10 protein-coding genes and 1 tRNA gene are annotated in these 19,665 nt (G+C 38.8%); 3 read left to right on the top strand and 8 right to left on the bottom strand.

Annotated elements, in window-relative coordinates; translation table 11 throughout:
* Nucleotides 1-41 precede the first annotated feature (41 nt).
* Both Q0093_RS05620 and Q0093_RS05615 read right to left on the bottom strand, forming a co-directional pair.
* The gene (locus Q0093_RS05620) at nt 42-2,354 is read right to left on the bottom strand and encodes a BamA/TamA family outer membrane protein (RefSeq protein ID WP_297928882.1); all 2,313 of its coding nucleotides are present in this window, start codon (nt 2,352-2,354) and stop codon (nt 42-44) included.
* Nucleotides 2,354-7,075 carry a translocation/assembly module TamB domain-containing protein gene (locus Q0093_RS05615; RefSeq protein ID WP_297928880.1) on the bottom strand — a complete coding sequence of 1,574 codons (4,722 nt, stop codon included), beginning with the start codon at nt 7,073-7,075 and terminating at the stop codon, nt 2,354-2,356. Before Q0093_RS05615 ends, Q0093_RS05620 begins: the two co-directional genes overlap by 1 nt.
* A gap of 182 nt (nt 7,076-7,257) precedes the next feature.
* On the opposite strand from Q0093_RS05615, the gene Q0093_RS05610 reads away from it, so the two are divergent.
* Nucleotides 7,258-7,716, top strand: coding sequence for a PepSY-like domain-containing protein (locus Q0093_RS05610; protein ID WP_294179204.1), 459 nt, complete (start codon nt 7,258-7,260; stop codon nt 7,714-7,716).
* Nucleotides 7,717-7,962: 246 nt separating this feature from the next.
* Here the strand turns inward: Q0093_RS05610 and Q0093_RS05605 are convergent, their stop codons facing one another.
* From Q0093_RS05605 to ilvD, 6 genes are all read right to left on the bottom strand, one after another.
* The gene (locus Q0093_RS05605; protein WP_297928878.1) at nt 7,963-9,543 is read right to left on the bottom strand and encodes a pectate lyase; all 1,581 of its coding nucleotides are present in this window, start codon (nt 9,541-9,543) and stop codon (nt 7,963-7,965) included.
* Nucleotides 9,544-10,028: 485 nt separating this feature from the next.
* Entirely contained in the window at nt 10,029-11,075 is a 1,047-nt protein-coding gene (gene ilvC, locus Q0093_RS05600; RefSeq protein ID WP_294179207.1) for a ketol-acid reductoisomerase, read from the bottom strand.
* A 75-nt stretch (nt 11,076-11,150) separates the two neighbouring features.
* Nucleotides 11,151-11,900, bottom strand: a complete 750-nt coding sequence (locus Q0093_RS05595; protein WP_297928876.1) for an acyl-ACP thioesterase domain-containing protein — start codon at nt 11,898-11,900, stop codon at nt 11,151-11,153.
* 4 nt (nt 11,901-11,904) lie between these two features.
* A complete protein-coding gene (ilvN, locus tag Q0093_RS05590) occupies nt 11,905-12,453 on the bottom strand; it encodes an acetolactate synthase small subunit (RefSeq protein WP_297304234.1) in 549 nt (182 codons plus the stop codon).
* A 13-nt stretch (nt 12,454-12,466) separates the two neighbouring features.
* Complete coding sequence (ilvB, locus tag Q0093_RS05585; RefSeq protein WP_297304235.1) at nt 12,467-14,176, bottom strand: biosynthetic-type acetolactate synthase large subunit; 1,710 nt, start codon at nt 14,174-14,176, stop codon at nt 12,467-12,469.
* Between the two features lie 30 nt (nt 14,177-14,206).
* Complete coding sequence (ilvD, locus tag Q0093_RS05580) at nt 14,207-16,036, bottom strand: dihydroxy-acid dehydratase (protein WP_297928874.1); 1,830 nt, start codon at nt 16,034-16,036, stop codon at nt 14,207-14,209.
* A 748-nt stretch (nt 16,037-16,784) separates the two neighbouring features.
* Here ilvD and Q0093_RS05575 point away from each other — a divergent pair.
* Nucleotides 16,785-19,106 (top strand): BamA/TamA family outer membrane protein, encoded by a 2,322-nt coding sequence (locus Q0093_RS05575; protein WP_294179214.1) that lies wholly within the window; start codon nt 16,785-16,787, stop codon nt 19,104-19,106.
* A gap of 88 nt (nt 19,107-19,194) precedes the next feature.
* Nucleotides 19,195-19,268 (top strand) — tRNA-Arg (locus tag Q0093_RS05570).
* Nucleotides 19,269-19,665 lie beyond the last annotated feature (397 nt).

Genomic DNA, 19,665 nt, shown 5'->3' with positions numbered 1-19,665 from the left:
TTACCCATATCGGTTATTGTGATATTTATTTGCATTTGATGTCAGAACGGATATCCGATAGCCAAATGGAATCCCAGGCTGTTTTTGAAACTGGATAAATTGTAGTATCCTTTTTTATCGGGATTGGGATAAGGAGTATGCAATCCTATACCGAGATCGGCCCGTAATACGATATAACTGATGTCATAACGGAGTCCGAATCCAGTACCTAAAGCAATATCTTTTCCGAAACTTTTTAATGTTAGTTTTCCTCCGGGACGTTGCGGATCTTCTTTTAATAACCAGATATTTCCTGCGTCCATGAATATAGCTCCATGCAGATCACCTATAATCTTAAACCGAAATTCTATATTGGCTTCTAACTTAAAATCTCCGGTTTGGTCGAAATAAGCATTGGGATTATCCTGTGGCGGTCGATAACTACCCGGTCCTAATGTTCGTATTGTGAAAGCCCTGATACTATTTGCTCCGCCGATATAGAACTGTTCGCTGTACGGCATTACTTTTGAGTTCCCATAAGCATGTCCTGCTCCTACAAGGAAACGGGATGCCAGCCAGTTATCTCCCCATAGGCGGCGATAATATTTCAATTCGGTACTTCCTTTTACGAATTGAGAAAATTGGTTGCCGAACAGATGTTTTTCACCTTTGTCTCCTAATAACCCCATTACTCCGGCAAGTATATTTCCGGCCTGTGTTCCGCTTGTTTGCCATAAGATACGATTATTGCCTTTTCTTCCGAACGATTTATTGAATGTGTAGGTATAACTTATTGTCGGGATAAATTGATTTCTGAAACTCATGGCTATTGCCGGATTTTTGTCCATGGTTTCATCAAAGTTCTTAGTAGTATTCAGCAACTTGTTATAGGTTAGTTTTAAAATAGTCAGATTATGATAACTGACGTCAGACGTCTGAAATTCATATCCGCTCGATGCATTGAATGAAATCATTCGGAAAAAATGAGGTCTGTTCATCAAATCTGTACCTAATAGGAAATTGGTACGTGCACCGTATTTACGGGGACGAGGAATAAATTTAGGAACTAATAATCGGGGAAATGATAGGTTTGCATTCAGACCTATTTCATAGGAGTTTAAAAGAGACGATTTAGATCCGCTTTGTTTTTTCCCGGTTTGCCATTCGTATGATCCGTTCAATTTTACACTTAAAATTTCTCCGCCTCTGAAGATATTTTTATGGTTTACTCCGAAAGTCATTCCCGGACCGATGAAACTGTTCGATTTAGAAGAAACGTCTATTTCGAATTCCGATTCGAGAGGTATGTCCATAGCTCCGTCTATTTGTACATTGAGAGAGTCTGCTCCTCGTAAGGAATCTATGGGCGTAACATTTAGATTTATATACCGGAATATACCCAGCCTGCTCAAGTTGGTTTGAGATTGGTCTTGTTCGTTTACAGAATATATCTGTCCCGGACGTAAAGTTATATTTGACGGCATGATAGATTGCTTGACTCTTAACGGTTTCTGATATGCCATTTTCATATCTTTATAATATATGGTGTCCCAGATGCCTTTCCCGGTAGAATTTTGTAATGAAATATCTATATTGCCTACGGTATAAGCTTTTAGAGCCATTGCCGGAATACCCTTTTTTATAATCATTCGAAGGTTGACTTTCAAATGTTCTTGTGTCGTATCTGCCAGATACTCTATGTATTCGGGACGAAAATAGTAGTATCCGTTGTTTCGTGCGAGAGTAGCGATTCTCGTTCGTTCTGCCGACAGGGAGTCGGCATTATACTGAGCTCCGACTCGTAGTAAAGATTGGGCTTTGGTACTGTCAATCAATTGTGTAATTCCATCTGTCGGCTTCGGATATGAAATACTGTCATAGGTCCATGCTTGCGGAATTTTTACAAAATAGTTGATTTTCGCTTTTTTCTTGTTTTTTTTATTATAAAGTAAAGAATAACTGGCTTCAGCTCCGAAATATCCGTAATTTGCTAAGATGTCTTCGACTACTTTAACGCGCAATTCGGGCTGTACTCCGGATATGAGTACCGGTTCTTTAGCGAATTTATTATAAAACCAATGCTTGAATCCTTTATTTTTTTTAGGGACAAAATTGTTATAAACCCATAATCCGAAAGGAAACGGGGTACGGTAATAAGGACTGTATAACGGATTGTTGGGAGGTACGGATAAAGGGTCTTTTACGGCAGAAATTACATCTCCATCGACTTTGACGCCCTCTATCGGTTCTATTTTCATTTTTTTTACTCCGGTATAAAGAATCTCTCCTTCTCCCAATCGTTTCGTCGTAGAGCAACCGGTTATGAAGACTATTCCCGATAATATAATAATTATGTTCGCTATATATTTTTTCATTATTTTGTCACTTTTTTCTCTTTACGGCTGCTTAATCGGAAAAGTTCCGACAGTTTGAGTAATTTTTTCCTGACAACGAACCCGACGCCGGTTTGTGTCACTTCACCCTCTAAAATGCTTTCATAACCTGTATGTCTGAAAATTTTGATAAGCATGTTATCTCTTTTGTCGAGTCTGTATTCTAAGGAAATATCATCGACAAGATTTTCTTTCAGATTTTCGTCTGCTGCGGCATCCGGACTGAAACTTCCACCGATAATTACTTTGAAACGATCGTTGAATAGAGTTTTAGAAACTTTATACGAATAGTCGGTTCGTGTCCCTTGTCCTCCGTTCATCGTATCATCGTAGCTATCGATTCCGAAACTTACATCGATATTTTTCAGATTGTTTTGAGCCCATTGATTCAGTTCTTTCTGTATGAATGAATTTAGAGGATTACCCGATGTCAGGCTTGATGATGTCGATGTACCGGGTCCGCTATATGTATTGTAGATAAGCAGATTCATGGCTTGAGTAGCTCTTTGTTCTGCAGTCATAGCAGTGAGTTCGTTTTGAATAGTCAGGTCTTCCGGAGCGGAAACATTGAATGTGATAGCGAGATTTTCGAGCGTATTTTTGATATTGATAATGACATTAAAGGTAACCGGACGACTATTGTTGTCGTTTTCTGTGACTGAAATCCTCAGAGGCTCTATTGCTGTGATATTCATGCTGGGGTCGGCTATATCTCCGCTCCATGAGACGAAGCTGCCTTGCTGTATATTGAATAACTTTTCCGAAATAATCGGTGGATTGTATCTGACAGTACCCCCTGTCAATTCGTATTTTCCTGTAAAACGACTGTCTCCGAGAGTATTCATTGTATAAGTAAGATTTCCTCCGCCTTTGAGATCGATGCGATTCTTTCCGTCGGCAGAGAGATTTACTGCCATTTTTACTTCGTTGGCGATATCTACATTCATGAGAATGTCCATCCCGCTTATTTTAGCAGCAGTTACAGAAAGTGTGTCGGCTAAAGCCGTGCTATCATTGAAAGATACGAATGTGACCATGTTGGTATTAGCTTGTTGTTTAAGTTCCAATGGAGAATCTCTCATGACATAAGTCACCTCCGTTCCGTTTAATAATCCTATGTTTCCTCGTAATTTCAGCTCATCGATAGCACCTTTGACAGAAATATCCAAATCAGCATTTGCCTTACCGTATAACATTGTTTTGTTATTCTTGGGAACATTGATCATTTGAAAATCAGAACCTTTTATTGTAATATCCGTCATTATCTTTGAAAAGTCCCGTAAATTTAAATCTCCGTTTATCGTAAGTGGTTGTTTATTCGGTCCGTTTATAGCATAATTATTCAATATGACATCGTTCTCTATAATTTCTATTTTTTTGTCGGATAGTCCGAATGAAGTTCCGATCATCGGAACAGATATAGATGTGTTTGCAAATTGCAGATATCCGGATGCTATAGGAGCATCTGTTTTTCCAGAGATATCTACTTCTCCGTTAAGTGCTCCATCGATCTTTGATACATCTGCAGGTAAAAAAGGATTGGCTATTGCAAGAGGTAATGATAATAGCTGTAGTTTTAGTTGTATGGCGTTTGTACTATCCGGTTGGTAATATCCTTTGACGGCAAGCGCTTCTTTTTGATCTACCAATAGACCTAATCGTACTTGTTGCCTGTTTTCGTCGTTGAGCCTGTATCGCATGTTCAGATCGATGTTGCCGACTCGCTGTTTGTCATATAATAATTCTGCAATGGAGATATCTCCGGATACGTTAACTTGCTCTTTCGGAAAATCGAGAACCAAGTCGGTCGATAGAGTTCCGGCAACCGGTGGAGCTAAAGGCCAAGAGCTGAGCAATGACGCTATATCAAGTCCTTTCATATTGATATTTAATGCTCCCGGTCTGCCACGACGGGTAGTTGCAGATTGTAAAGAAATGCGTTGTTCTCCGTTCTCCATGTTGATATTGGCAGCCATGTGTTTATCGAAGTAATAATCGAAATAGTTATTTTCATTTAGCGTCCATGTCGAAAATCCCAATATGGGATCGGTCGGGGTAAATGTAATGTGCACTAAAGAATCTTGCATGTAGGCATCGCATCCGAAACGGAATCCTTGTTCTGATTGTCGGTTCCGTTGCAAACATCTTAAACGCAGATGATTGTCGGTTATATATCCATTGAATCCCAAAGATGCGACCTGATCCAGATTTCCCGGTTTGTTTCCGATATGCAATCCGTACAATAACCGTGCACTGTCCTGTCGAGCTTTAAATGAAATCGTATCTAAATTGATACCTCCGGTAGTTAGTTTATCGATGAATGCCGACAGACTGAACGGTTTATCTTCGAGAATAGAAATATTCATATTTGCAGAATTCATTTGAATACCATATCTTTCTAAATAATTATTGAGAATTTTATCAGATTTGATATCGGCCTTTAATTCCAATCGAGGAAGATTTTTTTGTAAGGTTTCTATATCTATACTTTGTCTTTCGATCTGTTTTGAAATAAGCTGGCTTGTTTCATCTATCCGTTTTAAAAATTCGTCTAAACCAGAAGGAGATGAGAAAGAAATATAAATATCGGGAGTTTTGAAATTAACTTGCATTTTGTCATTTAACAATTCACCTTGTAATGCGAGACTTTTAAATTCTCCGTTTATTTGATCTGTCTTTATTTGCAGATTGTGAAGTTCGGTATCTAAAGTATATTCACCTTTGGAATTTCCGCTACCGGAGATATTTAATTGTGTCGAGACGCAGAGAGGAGTATCGGTAAATCCCATTTGCCATGTATTGATGTTTTCTATTTCTCCGATGATATAAGCTTTGTATTCTTCGGGAGATAAGTTCCCAGATATGTCCATGTGGAGATTTAAAGCTTCGGAGCTACTGGATAGAACACCTTTTAGAATACCGTCTTTTAGATGTAACGTCGTGGTAAGGTCGGTATAATCATATTTTTTATAATCGAACCGATCTATCGTGAGAGCTATGTCTGTATAGGTTTTAGCAGATAGAGGATCGAAGCCCTTTCCTTCCCCTTTTAAATGCATACTTAAACATCCCAAAGAATCTTTCGGTAAAAATGAATTTATGGGGAATTGAGACACGTCCATGTCTATTTTGTATGCTTCTGAAGCAAGATTGACTTGCCCGTTAGCAGAAAGATTCCCATCTCCGACTTTCAATAAAATAGATGGAGAATATTGTTTCCCATTCATGCGTATCGATCCGTTGCATGTTATTCCGTTAGGGATATCTATCTGATCGTTCAGTTCTTTTGGTAAGATGTTTTTAACAAAAGAGCTATGTACAAGAGTACTTTGCCAAGAAAATATTCCATTTAACTTGTCAGAATTTATAATTTCATTCATTGTACCTTTTCCGGAAAAGAGGAATCGATCGGGTAATGTTAAAATAAATTGTTTTATATCTAATTCCCCTAATGATCCTGTTATATGGGTGTTGGCTTTTAAGGTTTCTATCGGTAATAAAGCTATTTCTTTTTGTAAATCGGGATACAAGGCATAAATATCTTGCATGGCAACTCGTAAAGAAAGCAATGCGGAAATAGGACTTTCGTTTTTTTGTTCGATTATATCGCTTCCTACTTTTATATCGGCATCTATTTGGGAAAGAAGAGTTTTCAAATTGAATCCTGTTAATGAGATTTGTTCAGAATTCATCTCGAAGTCTCCCTGCGTTCGTAAAACCGATAATCCGGAACGTTCGGTAAATGCCAACTGTTGTAATTTGAGTTTTATTTCACTTCCCTTATTATAAAAAGAGTTTACAGCAAGGTTTAGTTCCGATAATTGAATATAGTCGGGGTCTAATCCTTGTTGGGGAATATGATGCATGAGACCGTATATACCTGAGCTATTTTGTAATTTTAAAGATTGCACATCGATTGTCCACGGGAGCGATGTGGTTGTATCTGTTTCTGCCGTTTGGGGTTGGAGGGTAGATACTGATGTCGTATCGTTCAGATAGCTGAACCCGGCTTCAGATATTATGACCGATTCTACTCCTACAAACTGTTTTCCTAAATCAACGATGCCTTTTTTTAGTAAAGCTGATGCGACTTTAACTTGCAAATCGCTTGTTTGAGGCGATGTAGTCATGCCGAAAGCAATATTTTCTAATTGCAGTTGTTTTATATCGAGTATCCATAGAATAGGATTCGATTCGCTGTTTGTAGTATCGGGTTCGCTTTCTCCTAAATCTAATGATACAGTTCCGTTTCGAAGTTCTATATTCGGAATTTCAACCCGTTCATTTCCAAGATCTACCGGTTTTGCATTGAGTGCTAATAATCCGAGATCGCCTTTCAAGTCGAGCTGTGAAGTCGAGTCATTATAATGAAAGTGAGTATTTTGGAATGAAAATCTTTCTATTTGGATTTTTTTTTGTAATAAATGCCGGAAATTTACATCAAGTTGCAGATTATCGCAATATAACATGGTATCACCTTCGGCCGTGATAATTTTGCTGTTGTCCAGAACCAAATTTAACGGAAATTTGAGACGTATGCGTTCGACAGCGATACTCATGTTTAGTTGTTCCGAAGCATACGTTGTTGCCAGATCTTTCGCCCAGCTTTGTATTGCCGGAATATATAGTGTAAAAGGCAATATTAGTAAAGTCAGGAATAATATTCCTATGGATATAAAGCAATATTTAAGAATTTTCTTCATTTCGTATTTTCGGATTCAGGTCGTTTAAAATGAATCATGCTATAAAAATAAATATTATTGCTTAAAAAGCGGTTATATTTACTGTGATTATTCAAAAAACACCTCTCTTTTGTTTATAAGATATAAACATTCTATCCTTTATTTTGTTTTTAATAAACGTTGAAACATAAAATACGATAGATATGAAAAAATTGATGATGCTCATGGTTTTTCTGGCAAGTGCAGTGTTGACCTTTTCAGCTACGAAAGGTTCGGAAAAACCGATTCCTTTTGAAAAGTTGCCGAAAATGGCTCAAGAGTTTATTCATACCCATTTTAAAGGGGTAAAGGTTGTTAAATGTGAAGTTGAATCTCCTTGGACGCAATTCGATGTGCGAATGGCTAACGGTTATGAACTGGAATTTGACCGGGCTGGGAACTGGATTGAAGTTCAGAAAGAAAAAGGTGGTATTTCTTTATCGATATTAGGAATTCTACCTCAGCGTTCTTACAGTTATTTGCAATCGAATTATTCAGGTGTTTCTGTGGAGAAGATTGAACGTCAGAAAAAAGGTTTTAAAGTAAGCCTTAATACACAACCCGAAGAGACAGAGATACATTTTAGTAAGGATGGGAGATTTTTGAGTAAAAAGGTTGATTGATTTTTGTATATGAAGATTTAAGGATTTCATTCGAAGATGTTTTCTTGTTTTTATAGTATGATAGCGGGTTATCAATAATAAAAACAGATCGAAAGAGGACACAAGATATAGTTGAATTTCCTGTATCGGAAAATTTAGGTCCTTAGAAAAAGAGAAGAACAGCCGGAAAGTTATATATCGGCTGTTCTTTTTATTTTAAAATTTATCTGGATTTTCGAAATTAATATTTTCGACAATTCCTTTTTATTATTTATTCTGAGCTTCTGTAATGGTTTCTACTAAGCTATTGAGGTAAACTTCTATATCGGTATATCCCGAACTTAAAGTGTGAGCATTAGGGTTATTGTAACTATTCGGATTCAGGCCTACTTTCTTTTCCCATTCATCGGGCATACCGTCACCGTCTGTATCAACTGGAGGCTCGGTACTGTTTAGTGTCGGCCAGCCACCTACCGTTTCTTGTGAATCTATTATACCCGGATAATTAGCTCCGCTATAAGTAGCTGTTCCATTCTTTACTTCGTTGACAATTCTTTTGTCGACAGCGTCACGAACTAAAGAACATCCGGCATATTCGCATACACGGGTGTATGCATTTTCTGCCGAATGAGTAGTGACTTCGGTGGCATCTCCCATATCGGTAAACATGACAGAGGATTTGATAGAGGAAATTGTTCCACCCGGAAGCGGATGGTTTCTTTCATCGGGATGTACGCCGATCCAGTTGTCATTGCATACGTTATTCGCTTCTTGAGCCGTCGATGTAGTTGCTCCCATGTAGTTCCCGTTGATGTAAAATGTACCCCATTGACCGCTCATTTGCCCGTTACTGTATTCCCCTAAATCAGCATTCGGTGCAAATATTCGGTATTTTACGGTCGTAGAACTTTTTTCGGTAGCAGGTCCTGGTTTATAATAATTGTTTACCAGATTATAAGATCCGCCTTCTCCGGCATAACTGCTGTTCCCTCTCCAGTTATAAATAACGTTATTTCTGAAATCGACCTTTTCAAGATCGGGGAGGGCAGACATCCGGCTACCGTTGAAACGAGGATTACGGCTGTCATGGTGCGCTAACAAGTTATGATGAAACGATGCGTTTTTACCTCCCCATATTCCTCCGTATCCATGAGCTTCCTTGCTGTGTAGTGAAAGTCTGAGGCTTTCCGAAATCAAACACCATTGCATTGTGAAGTTGGTATTGTCATAAAATGAGGCGCATTCATCTACGCACCAACTGACAGAACAATGGTCTATCATGATGTTTTTTCTTTTCGTTCCCCCGAAAGCATCCGCCCCGTCGGCATAAGTAGGGTCTATTTTCCCTGCTGCAATATCCTCTTTCATTTGGGCATCACCTAATCTGAATCTCATGTAACGGATAATTACATTATCGGCTTTTATCATTACCGGATATCCGGCAAGGCATATTCCATCACCCGGAGCTGTTTGTCCGGCTATGGTTACGTCTCCGTTTTCGATAGATAGTTCTTTTTTAAGTTTGATTGTTCCCGATACTTTGAAAATGATAATGCGAGGTTCGTTTCGAGACAAAGCATACCTTAAGGTAGTGTTGTCGCTGAGTTCATCATTAAGCGAAGTGACATAGTATATTTTTCCTCCTCTTCCTCCTGTCGTGTTACGTCCAGCTCCTTCTGCACCGGGAAAAGCGTATGCTGTTTCTTGTATTTGTGTATTGCCGTTGCCATTCCCCGATGTGCCCATATTACCTCCGGCGGAAAATGTTTCGTTATCTTTTCCGCAGGAAATGAAACATATCGATGCACACAGCAAAATTCCGGATAAAGTCATTTTTCTTGTTTTCATAGTTTTTTGTATGGTGTAATATTTTTATTGCTATATTATATTTTGAAACACTACAAATTTAGTCCGGAGTTTTTTGTGATGAGAGGATTAATTGACATAATTGTGCCCATTTTTTCCACATAAGCGGATTTTTTGTTTTTATATAAGAAAGGTTGTTATGTTGAACGAATTATAAGACAGTCAGTTAAAGGTTGTATGTTTTGTAGTTTGTCTTAATTTTCCTTGGAACGGTGCTGAGAGTTCTTTTTGAGGATATTATTTGTTTTTCATGAAATTACTGGAGAGAGAAGAATGGAAAAGAAAAATACGATATAGGACATGCTACTTGCCAGATAATATGTGGGGTATAGTAATATGCAAATTTGATATCTTCCTTTCTCGATATGGAGAGGGGAAATAGGAATTATTATATAAAAAATACAAGAAGCTGAACTCTAAAATCTGTTTTGAGAATTCAGCCTCTTGTATTATTATGAAATATTGAATTAGTTATTTTCGGGACGTAATTTACGCACTACCATACCGGCTTGCCACATCTCACTTTCACGAAGTTCTTTCAATTCTTGATTTAATCCTTCGCGATAGTTCGGTTTACTATTGGTATCGATAGAGCGTTGAGCTTCATTCCCTTTAGCAACTTCGCTATATAATTCTTCAAAAACAGGTTTAGTTGCATCTCGGAATTTTTTCCACCAATCAAGAGCTCCTCGTTGGGCTGTGGTAGAGCAGTTGGCATACATCCAGTCCATTCCGTTTTCTGCGATTAACGGCATCAAAGACTGTGTAAGTTCTTCTATCGTTTCATTGAAAGCTTCTGATGGGGTATGCCCGTTTGCCCGCAATACATCATACTGTGCTGCAAAGATACCTTGAATAGCTCCCATCAGAGTACCGCGTTCTCCGGTTAAGTCGGAATATACTTCGCGTTTGAAAGTTGTTTCAAATAGGTAACCTGAACCGACTCCGATTCCTAATGCAATGACTTTTTCTTTAGCTTTTCCGCTTGCATCTTGAAATACGGCATAGCTTGAATTAAGACCACGTCCTTGAAGGAACATACGACGTAAGCTGGTTCCAGAGCCTTTCGGAGCAATGAGGATTACATCTATATCGGCAGGAGGAATGATTCCTGTACGTTCTTTGTATGTGATGGCGAATCCGTGTGAAAAGTAGAGTGTTTTGCCTGCGGTAAGATGTTTTTTTACTTTAGGCCATACTTCGATTTGTGCCGCATCAGAAAGCAAATATTGGATAATGGTCGCTTTTTCACAGGCTTCTTCAATATCGAACAATGTTTCTCCGGGAACCCATCCGTCCGCAACAGCTTTATCCCAAGTTTTGGAATCTTTGCGCTGTCCCACAATTACGTTAAATCCGTTGTCTCGAAGGTTAAGACTTTGTCCCGGACCTTGAACGCCGTATCCGATAACAGCTATGGTTTCATTTTTTAAAACTTCTCTCGCTTTTTCCAAAGGAAATTCTTCGCGGGTTACAACATTTTCTTCAACACCGCCAAAATTCATGATTGCCATAATGTTTTAATTTATAAAGTAGTTAAAAAATATATTTATACAATCCAAAAAAAAGTCCGTATATATATTCTCTTTTTAATTGCGCTCTGAAAATTCTATTTTTCCTCTACATACGGTCTCTCCGTTGCTGTTTCGTATTTCCGATGTATAGACATTTTTTGAAAGTTGTTCACGATAAAAGCTCAACTTGTCACCATAACGGGCTTCATTGATATAATTGATCTCAAACCTACGGATAAAATTTTTGTCATACATATCCATCGAGAACATATCGAGTATATGTTCGATATATTTTACGCTGTTTATGTGACGATTGATGTCTATATCGCTGTATCGAATAGGATAGATGATCGGGTTTTCGTCGTTTACCGGTTTTATTTTTGATTGCGGGGCAATCGGACAATCTTTGTCCCCTACATTGTTCTCGATGTGTCGGAATGTAGTAATATCTACCGAAGTACGATTTTGTATATCTATAACTGACCAGATAGAACGGGCATATCCGTATAGTTTTCCGTCGGGACTGCTGAAACAAAAATTTCGCGCAGAAAAATGTTTGTTGTAGCCTTCTATCCATGTTTCTATTTTGTATTTATCGTAAATACCCGGATAGGAAGACATCTCTATTGCCAGTCTGGCCAGTACCCATGCCCGGTTTTCCTTGATTAGGGTACTATATCCTACTCCCCAATTTTCTGCATGGTATGTTGCTGTTTCGAGTATTCGTTTGACCAATAAGGTCAATGGAATTTCTTGTTGAGCATTTCCTTCGGCAGGCTCTAAATCATAAATATATGCCGCTATCTTTTTCTGTTCATTCTCCATAATGTTATTCTTTGGTAGAGAGACGTCGACACTCTTGTGCTTCGAGAAACAAACTTACATGTTCTACGGTCGATTTGGTGATTGCAACACGTCCTGAACGGACAAATTGCATAACTCCGAATTTACTCAATTCTTCAAATAATTGTTGAGTTTCTTCCGTATGACCAGACTTTTCTATTACCGTATAAGTACGGTTTACTTCCAGAATTCGGGCGTTATGGCGACGAATAAGTTCTTCTATTCCGCTATCGTCCAATAGTTTTTCTGTTGCGACTTTGTAAAGAGCTACCTCTTGGTAGAATATTTCGTCTTCTGTATAAAAAAATGCCCGAAGTACATCGACCCGTTTTTCTATTTGTTGTACGACTTTTTGAATAGTATCCCGGTCGCTGTTTGTCGTAATGATAAATTTATGTATCCCTTCGATTGCCGAAGCAGAAACAGAAAGACTTTCGATATTCAGACGACGGCGACCGAAAATAATCGATATCTGATTTAGGAGACCGACTTGATTTTCTGTATACACCGTTACTGTATATAATATAGATTCCATATGCTTCGTTCAATTAATATTTTTCAGTACTGTTTAATAAAATGTCGGTAACACATCCGCCTGCGGGAATCATGGGGAATACCATGCCTTCTTCTTCCACAGCGACATTTAATAAGTATGCTCCTTTGTGGGCGATCATTTCGGCAATGGCTTCGTCCAATTGAGAACGGTCTGTGATATCGCGTCCTTTGATACCGTATGCGGCTGCTATTGCCGCAAAATCGGGATTAAGCATGTGTGTTTCGGAATATCTTTTTTCGAAAAATAACTCTTGCCATTGGCGTACCATGCCTAAGAAATTGTTATTTAAGATAATGATCTTTATATCTGTGCCTGTTTGCATGACTGTTCCTAACTCCTGAATAGTCATTTGAATACCTCCGTCTCCGGTAAAGAAACAAACGGTACGGTCAGGTGCTCCCATTTTAGCTCCGATGGCGGCAGGTAGACCGAATCCCATAGTTCCTAAACCTCCGGATGTGACAATGCTTCGTGTACGAGTATAATTGAAATATCGTGCTCCCATCATTTGGTTTTGTCCGACATCAGTAACCAAAATAGCATTGTTACCTGTTGCTTCAGAAACTTTCCGGACTACTTCCCCCATTTTTAAAGCTCCGTTTTCTGGATATACTTCCGGGCGAATAACTTTTTCATATTCGGTTTTCTCACAGATTTCAAATTCCGATAACCATTCAGCGTGTTTGTTTGCACAGACTTTGTCAATTAGTATTGAAAGTGACTCTTTTGCATCTCCTAAGACAGTGACATCTGCATGAACATTTTTGTTGAATTCTGACGGATCTATATCGAAATGGATCACCTTAGCTTGTTTGGCGTATGTGTTTAATCCTCCGGTTACTCGGTCGTCAAAACGCATACCTACTGCAATGAGAAGATCACATTCATTGGTCTTTATATTCGGACCGATATTTCCATGCATTCCCAACATCCCTTTATTTAGGCGATGGGCTGTCGGTATTGCCGATAATCCTAATAATGTGCAGCCTGCAGGAATGTCTGCTTTTTCCATTAATCTTAATATTTCATTTTCTGCATGGCTCAAAATAACACCTTGTCCTATCAGAAGCAGTGGCTTTTTTGACTGATTGATTAATGTTGCCGCACGGTTTATTTCATCCTCATTAATTTTGGGATAGGGATTGTAGCTTCGTATGAAATTGCATTTTTGATAATGAAATTCTGCTGTCCCTACTTGTGCATCTTTGGTGAAGTCCAGCACTACAGGGCCTGGGCGTCCCGAACGGGCAATGTAAAAAGCTCTTGCTACAGCCCAAGTAATATCTTCGGTACGGCGTATTTGATAGCTCCATTTGGTGACCGGTTGAGTAATTCCTACGACATCGGTTTCCTGAAAAGCGTCAGTACCTAATAATGAGGAATTGATTTGTCCGGTAATAACAACCAAAGGAGTACTGTCCACCATGGCGTCAGCTACTCCTGTAATGATATTTGTAGCTGCCGGACCTGAAGTTACCAATACTACTCCCGTTTCACCGGATACTCTGGCAAAGCCTTGTGCAGCATGAGTTGCTCCTTGTTCATGTCTTACCAAGACATGTTTTAGCCTGTCTTTGTAATTGTGCATACAATCAAAAACCGGCATGATAGCTCCTCCGGGATAGCCGTAGATCAATTTTACATTTTCTTCTAATAAAGAACGGATCAAAGCTTCTGATCCTGATATTTTATCTGTTGCCATATAAATATTTTCTGCAAAACAATATTGCTTTTATTCTATAATACGTACCGCTCCTTTATCGGCAGAACTGACCATAGCGGCGTATGCTTTTAACGCTTTAGAGATATTCCGTTCCCGTTTTGTCGGAGTAAATGCTTTTTTCCCTCGACCTTCTTCTGCAGAACGGCGTTCGGCTAATTGCTCGTCACTGAGTTTGACATTGATCGTACGTTTCGGAATATCGATTTCGATAATATCTCCATCCTTGACAAGTCCGATATTTCCTCCGGCTGCCGCTTCTGGGGAAATGTGTCCTATTGATAACCCTGATGTCCCTCCAGAAAAACGTCCGTCGGTGATCAAGGCACATTCTTTTCCTAAATGTCTTGATTTTATATAAGAGGTCGGATATAACATCTCTTGCATGCCGGGACCTCCTTTCGGACCTTCGTAGATAATGACGACAACGTCTCCTTTTTCGACATCGCCCCTCAAGATTCCTTTGCAAGCTTCTTCCTGTGATTCGAATACTTTGGCTTTACCGGTAAAGTGAAAGATACTTTCATCCACTCCGGCTGTTTTTACAACGCATCCGTCAATTGCAATATTCCCTTTGAGTACGGCAAGTCCGCCATCTTTTACGTATGCGTGTTCAAAATCCCGAATACATCCATTGATGCGGTCATTATCTAAAGAATCATACCGATTATTTTGAGAACCCATTTTGAGATTATATGTGTTGCCGGGTGCACTTTTCCACAATTCAGCAGCTTCTTCTGTGTATTCTGATCCGTCGATGGCATATCGGGCTATTGCCTGTTCCAAAGTCAGACCATCGACTCGGTGTACATGTGTGTCCAATAATCCCTGTTTTGCTAATAAACTCATAATGGATAAAATGCCGCCGGCACGATTTACATCCTGAATATGATAATGTGAGTTGGGAGCGACTTTGCAAAGTACGGGTGATTTGCGAGATAGACGATCTATATCGTCCATTGTAAAATCGACACCGGCTTCCTGAGCTATCGCCAATAGATGCAGTACTGTATTGGTAGATCCTCCCATAGCAATATCGAGAGTCATAGCATTAAGGAATGCATTGCGGGTGGCTATGTTGCGGGGCAGCACCGATTCGTCTCCATCTCGGTAATATTTATAACAGTTCTCAACGATTTGCGCTGCAGCTTTGATAAATAATTTTTCTCTGTTGACATGGGTAGCCACAATAGTGCCGTTACCGGGAAGTGCCAGACCTATGGCTTCGTTCAGGCTGTTCATGGAATTTGCCGTGAACATGCCTGAACATGAACCGCAAGTCGGGCAAGCTGTACGTTCTACTTCTGCGACTTGTTTATCGTTTATGGTTTCGTCAGCCGATTCTATCATCGCATCGATGAGGTCGAGAGAACGACCGTTTAGGTTACCGGCTTCCATAGGGCCTCCGGATACGAATATTGTCGGGATATTAAGCCGCATGCTTGCCATCAGCATGCCCGGGGTAATTTTATCGCAATTGCTGATGCAAACCATTGCGTCCGCTTTATGAGCATTTACCATATATTCAACACTGTCGGCAATGAGATCTCTCGAAGGGAGAGAGTATAGCATACCGTCATGTCCCATTGCAATACCGTCATCGATCGCTATTGTATTGAATTCGGCTGCAAAACATCCCAATTTCTCAATTTCGTTTTTGACTTTTTGTCCGATTTCGTGCAAGTGTACATGTCCCGGAACAAATTGCGTAAACGAGTTGACAATAGCGATGATCGGTTTTCCTATCTGATCTTCTTTCATTCCGTTGGCTCGCCACAAAGCTCTTGCTCCGGCCATTCTGCGTCCTTGTGTGCTGGTTGCACTATGTAATAGGTGCTTCATCTCTCTTATTGTTTTATATACAAAAAGACCTTTCTGTTATATGAAGAAAGGCCTTTTACTTTATTTCTTAATTTATGTTGTACACATAAAGTAACTACATACCTTTCTTCTTTTACTCCCTCACGACGACATCGAGTAGAGATAAACCAAGAAGGTTAATGATATGTAGAATAATACTAATCATAATCGTTATCTGTATTGCATTTTCATTTTGTATTACGGTGCAAAGGTATAGGTTTCATTTTATATTCCAAATAAAATAGTAGAAAAAAAACATTGATAGTGAAAAAATATTATATATAAGTCTGTTTTGATGATAAATTATTATAAAATGAATCATTCTTAATTTTAAATCTTGTTGGGGATTTTATCCGGTATGGATAAGAATGGTTTTCAGGAGATTTGAGTTCTCAAATCGGTTCTTGGTTTTTATCTGTATTTTAAGAGCCTGTTTGAATTTTGTACGAACGGTTTTGAATGATGCTTTTGAGGAAGTTTTTCTGTTTCGATAAGGAACATAATGGGCTACGTGGCGTGCAGAAATGAGAAAACAGACCGAGAAGAACCTCAAAAAGTCCGGATAATGATCCTTATATTGGAAAATTTAAATCGACTCTACGTGTTAAAGAGGTTGTGTTTTGTCGTTGGCGACATATTTTTGAGTTGTTACTTTTGTGTGTAAGACAATATTTCTGTACGTTTGTAAGAAAATTTCGGAGTTATATCTGTTTTCGGATAGAGTAAAAATATGAGATATTTCCGCCTTTTGTTTTATTTGTTCGGATTATTGCTTGTTGCGTCTTGCAATACGACTCGGCATGTAGGAGAGGGACAGTATCTTTTGAATAAGGTAAATGTTACTTCTGATAACAAGGATGTGAAATCATCGGAACTGAAATCGTATATAAGGCAAGAACCGAATCATAAAACTTTCGGTTTAGTAGGGCTTCCTTTGTTTTTCTATAATCTTTCGGGAGATAAAGATACACGCTGGAATAGATGGTTGAGAAAGGTTGGGACGCCGCCGGTGATTTATGATCCGGATTTGACAGAAAAGTCCCGCTTGGAGATTACGAAAGCTTTACGCAATCGGGGATATGAAAATGCTGTGGTGACGGTAGATACTGTTGCCCGGAAAAAAAAGATGAAAGTTCGTTATCGAGTTAAGCCGGGAAAACCATACCATATTGAAAATATAACTTATAATATTCCTAATGACAGTATTGCTCGTATTATATTAGCTGATACTTCGGCTTTTTTATTGAAGAAGGGGGCTGTTTTTGATCGGAACTTATTGGAACAGGAACGTCAGCGTATTTCTAATTTATTAAGGAATAGGGGGTATTATGCTTTTAATAAAGAGTATATAACTTATACGGCCGATACGACGTTACGGAATCATGAAGTAGATTTGGAACTTAATTTAATGCCTCCTTTGGTACAAGATACCGGGCGTTCGGATATGGTATTTAGCAGACATGAAGTATATCATATCCGGAATGTTTATTTTATGACCGATTATAATCCGATGAATATTGAGCAGGATTTGCGTTTTAATGTAAAAGATACGGTCGATTATAAAGGTTTTAGGATATTTTACGGGAATAAGAAATATCTGAAACCGGCTACTTTGGTGGAAAATTGTTATATACGTCCCGGAATGCGTTATAGTAATAGAGCGGTGGATAATACATTTTCCGCATTCGGTCGTCTTCGGGTGGTTAAATATGTCAATATACAATTTTATCCTCTGAATATTGACGGAAAACCTGTTTTGGATTGTTATATTTTGTTGACTGAAGGCAAGCCTCAGACGATTTCTGTAGATGTTGAAGGCACTAATTCGGCGGGTGATTTGGGTTTTGCTCTCGGTTTGACGCATCAGCACCGGAACATGTTTCATGGATCGGAAACATTTACGACCAAATTAAGAGCGGCTTATGAAAGTCTTTCGGGAGATTTGGGCGGACTTTTAAATGATAATTATCTTGAGTTGGGTGCGGAGGTCGGAATATCATTTCCGAAATTTCTTTTTCCCTTTGTCAGTCCGGCGGTGCGTCGGCGTATGCGTGCGACAACCGAATTCACATTAAATTTCAATTATCAGCAACGCCCCGAATACACTAGAGTGATTGCAGGAGGCGGATGGAATTATAAATGGTATAGCCATAATAATATGTATCGGCATCATCTCGACTTGGTAGATATTAGCTATATTTATTTGCCGAAGACGACCGAACGGTTTATCAGTAATCTTGACAGTATTGCTTCGAGTAACCCTTTGTTGAGGTATAGCTATGAAAACCATTTTATTATGCGATCTTCTTATGTTTTTTATCAATCGAACTTGAGGCCGGGGATAAAAAAAATATCCGGAAATATTTATACTTTACGAGCAGCAGGAGAAATAGCGGGAAACTTGCTATATGGTATATCTAAACTCACCGGACATAAGCCGGGCGAATATGGTGAATATAGCATATTGGGAATTCGTTATGCACAGTATGCAAAAGCGGATTTGGACTACGCTTATACTATTTTGTTTAATGAGCGCAATTCGTTAGCCTTACATGTAGGAGCGGGGATTGCAGTACCGTACGGAAATTCTGAAATGTTGCCTTTTGAAAAACGTTATTTTTCAGGTGGTGCTAATAGTGTAAGAGGTTGGTCGGTCAGAGGTCTCGGTCCGGGACGTTATAAAGGAACAAACCCTATGACTGATTTTATGAATCAGTGTGGGGATATTCGATTAGATATGAATGCGGAGTATCGTAGTAAGTTAATTTGGAAACTTGAACTTGCGGCATTTTTAGACGCAGGAAATATCTGGACTATACGGAATTATCCATCACAACCCGGAGGTAAATTCCAATTGAAGTCGTTTTATAAAGAGATTGCAATGGCTTATGGTCTGGGAATGAGATTAGATTTCAATTATTTTATTTTACGCCTTGATTTGGGTATGAAATTATATGATCCGTCTGTTGTCGATAAAAGTAAATGGGTGATTACATATCAAAACTTCGGTCGGGATGCGACTTTGCATTTTGCCGTGGGATATCCGTTCTGATGGATACGTAAAAAATACAGTTATCATATTTTGGAAATATGATAAAAAACATTACCTTTGCATCGCTTTTGAACAAAAAGTAAAGGCCGGTCGGGTAGCTCAGCTGGATAGAGCAACAGCCTTCTAAGCTGTGGGTCCTGGGTTCGAATCCCAGCCCGATCACCGAACAGTAAGCAGATAATCTATGGTTATCTGCTTATTGTTTATATGATTTCTTTCGATTTGTTTTATTTGAGTTATTCTTTATATGTACTCTGCGATTACCGTATTCTACGGACAGTTAAGAAATAAAGATACTGAGTCTTTGAATACTGTTTGTTACAGAATAAAATAAAATTGAAAAATGTACGAAAAATAATGACTCTCAAAAGGTTAAATGGGTAACTTTTTGAGGGTTATCATTAAATTTTGCCGTATTTTTTGTTTCGAAAAATACTTAGAGCCTGTTTAAATTTTACTCGGGTCAGATTTGAGAATTTCTTCCGAGTATGTTTTTCTGTTTTCAGGAGGAGGATAGCGGGCTATCTGACGAGTGAAAACGGGAAAAAAGACCGGAAGA

Origin of the sequence: uncultured Coprobacter sp., assembly GCF_947855755.1 — a bacterium.
Classification (GTDB): domain Bacteria; phylum Bacteroidota; class Bacteroidia; order Bacteroidales; family Coprobacteraceae; genus Coprobacter.
This window is presented reverse-complemented; position numbering and strand designations above follow the sequence as displayed.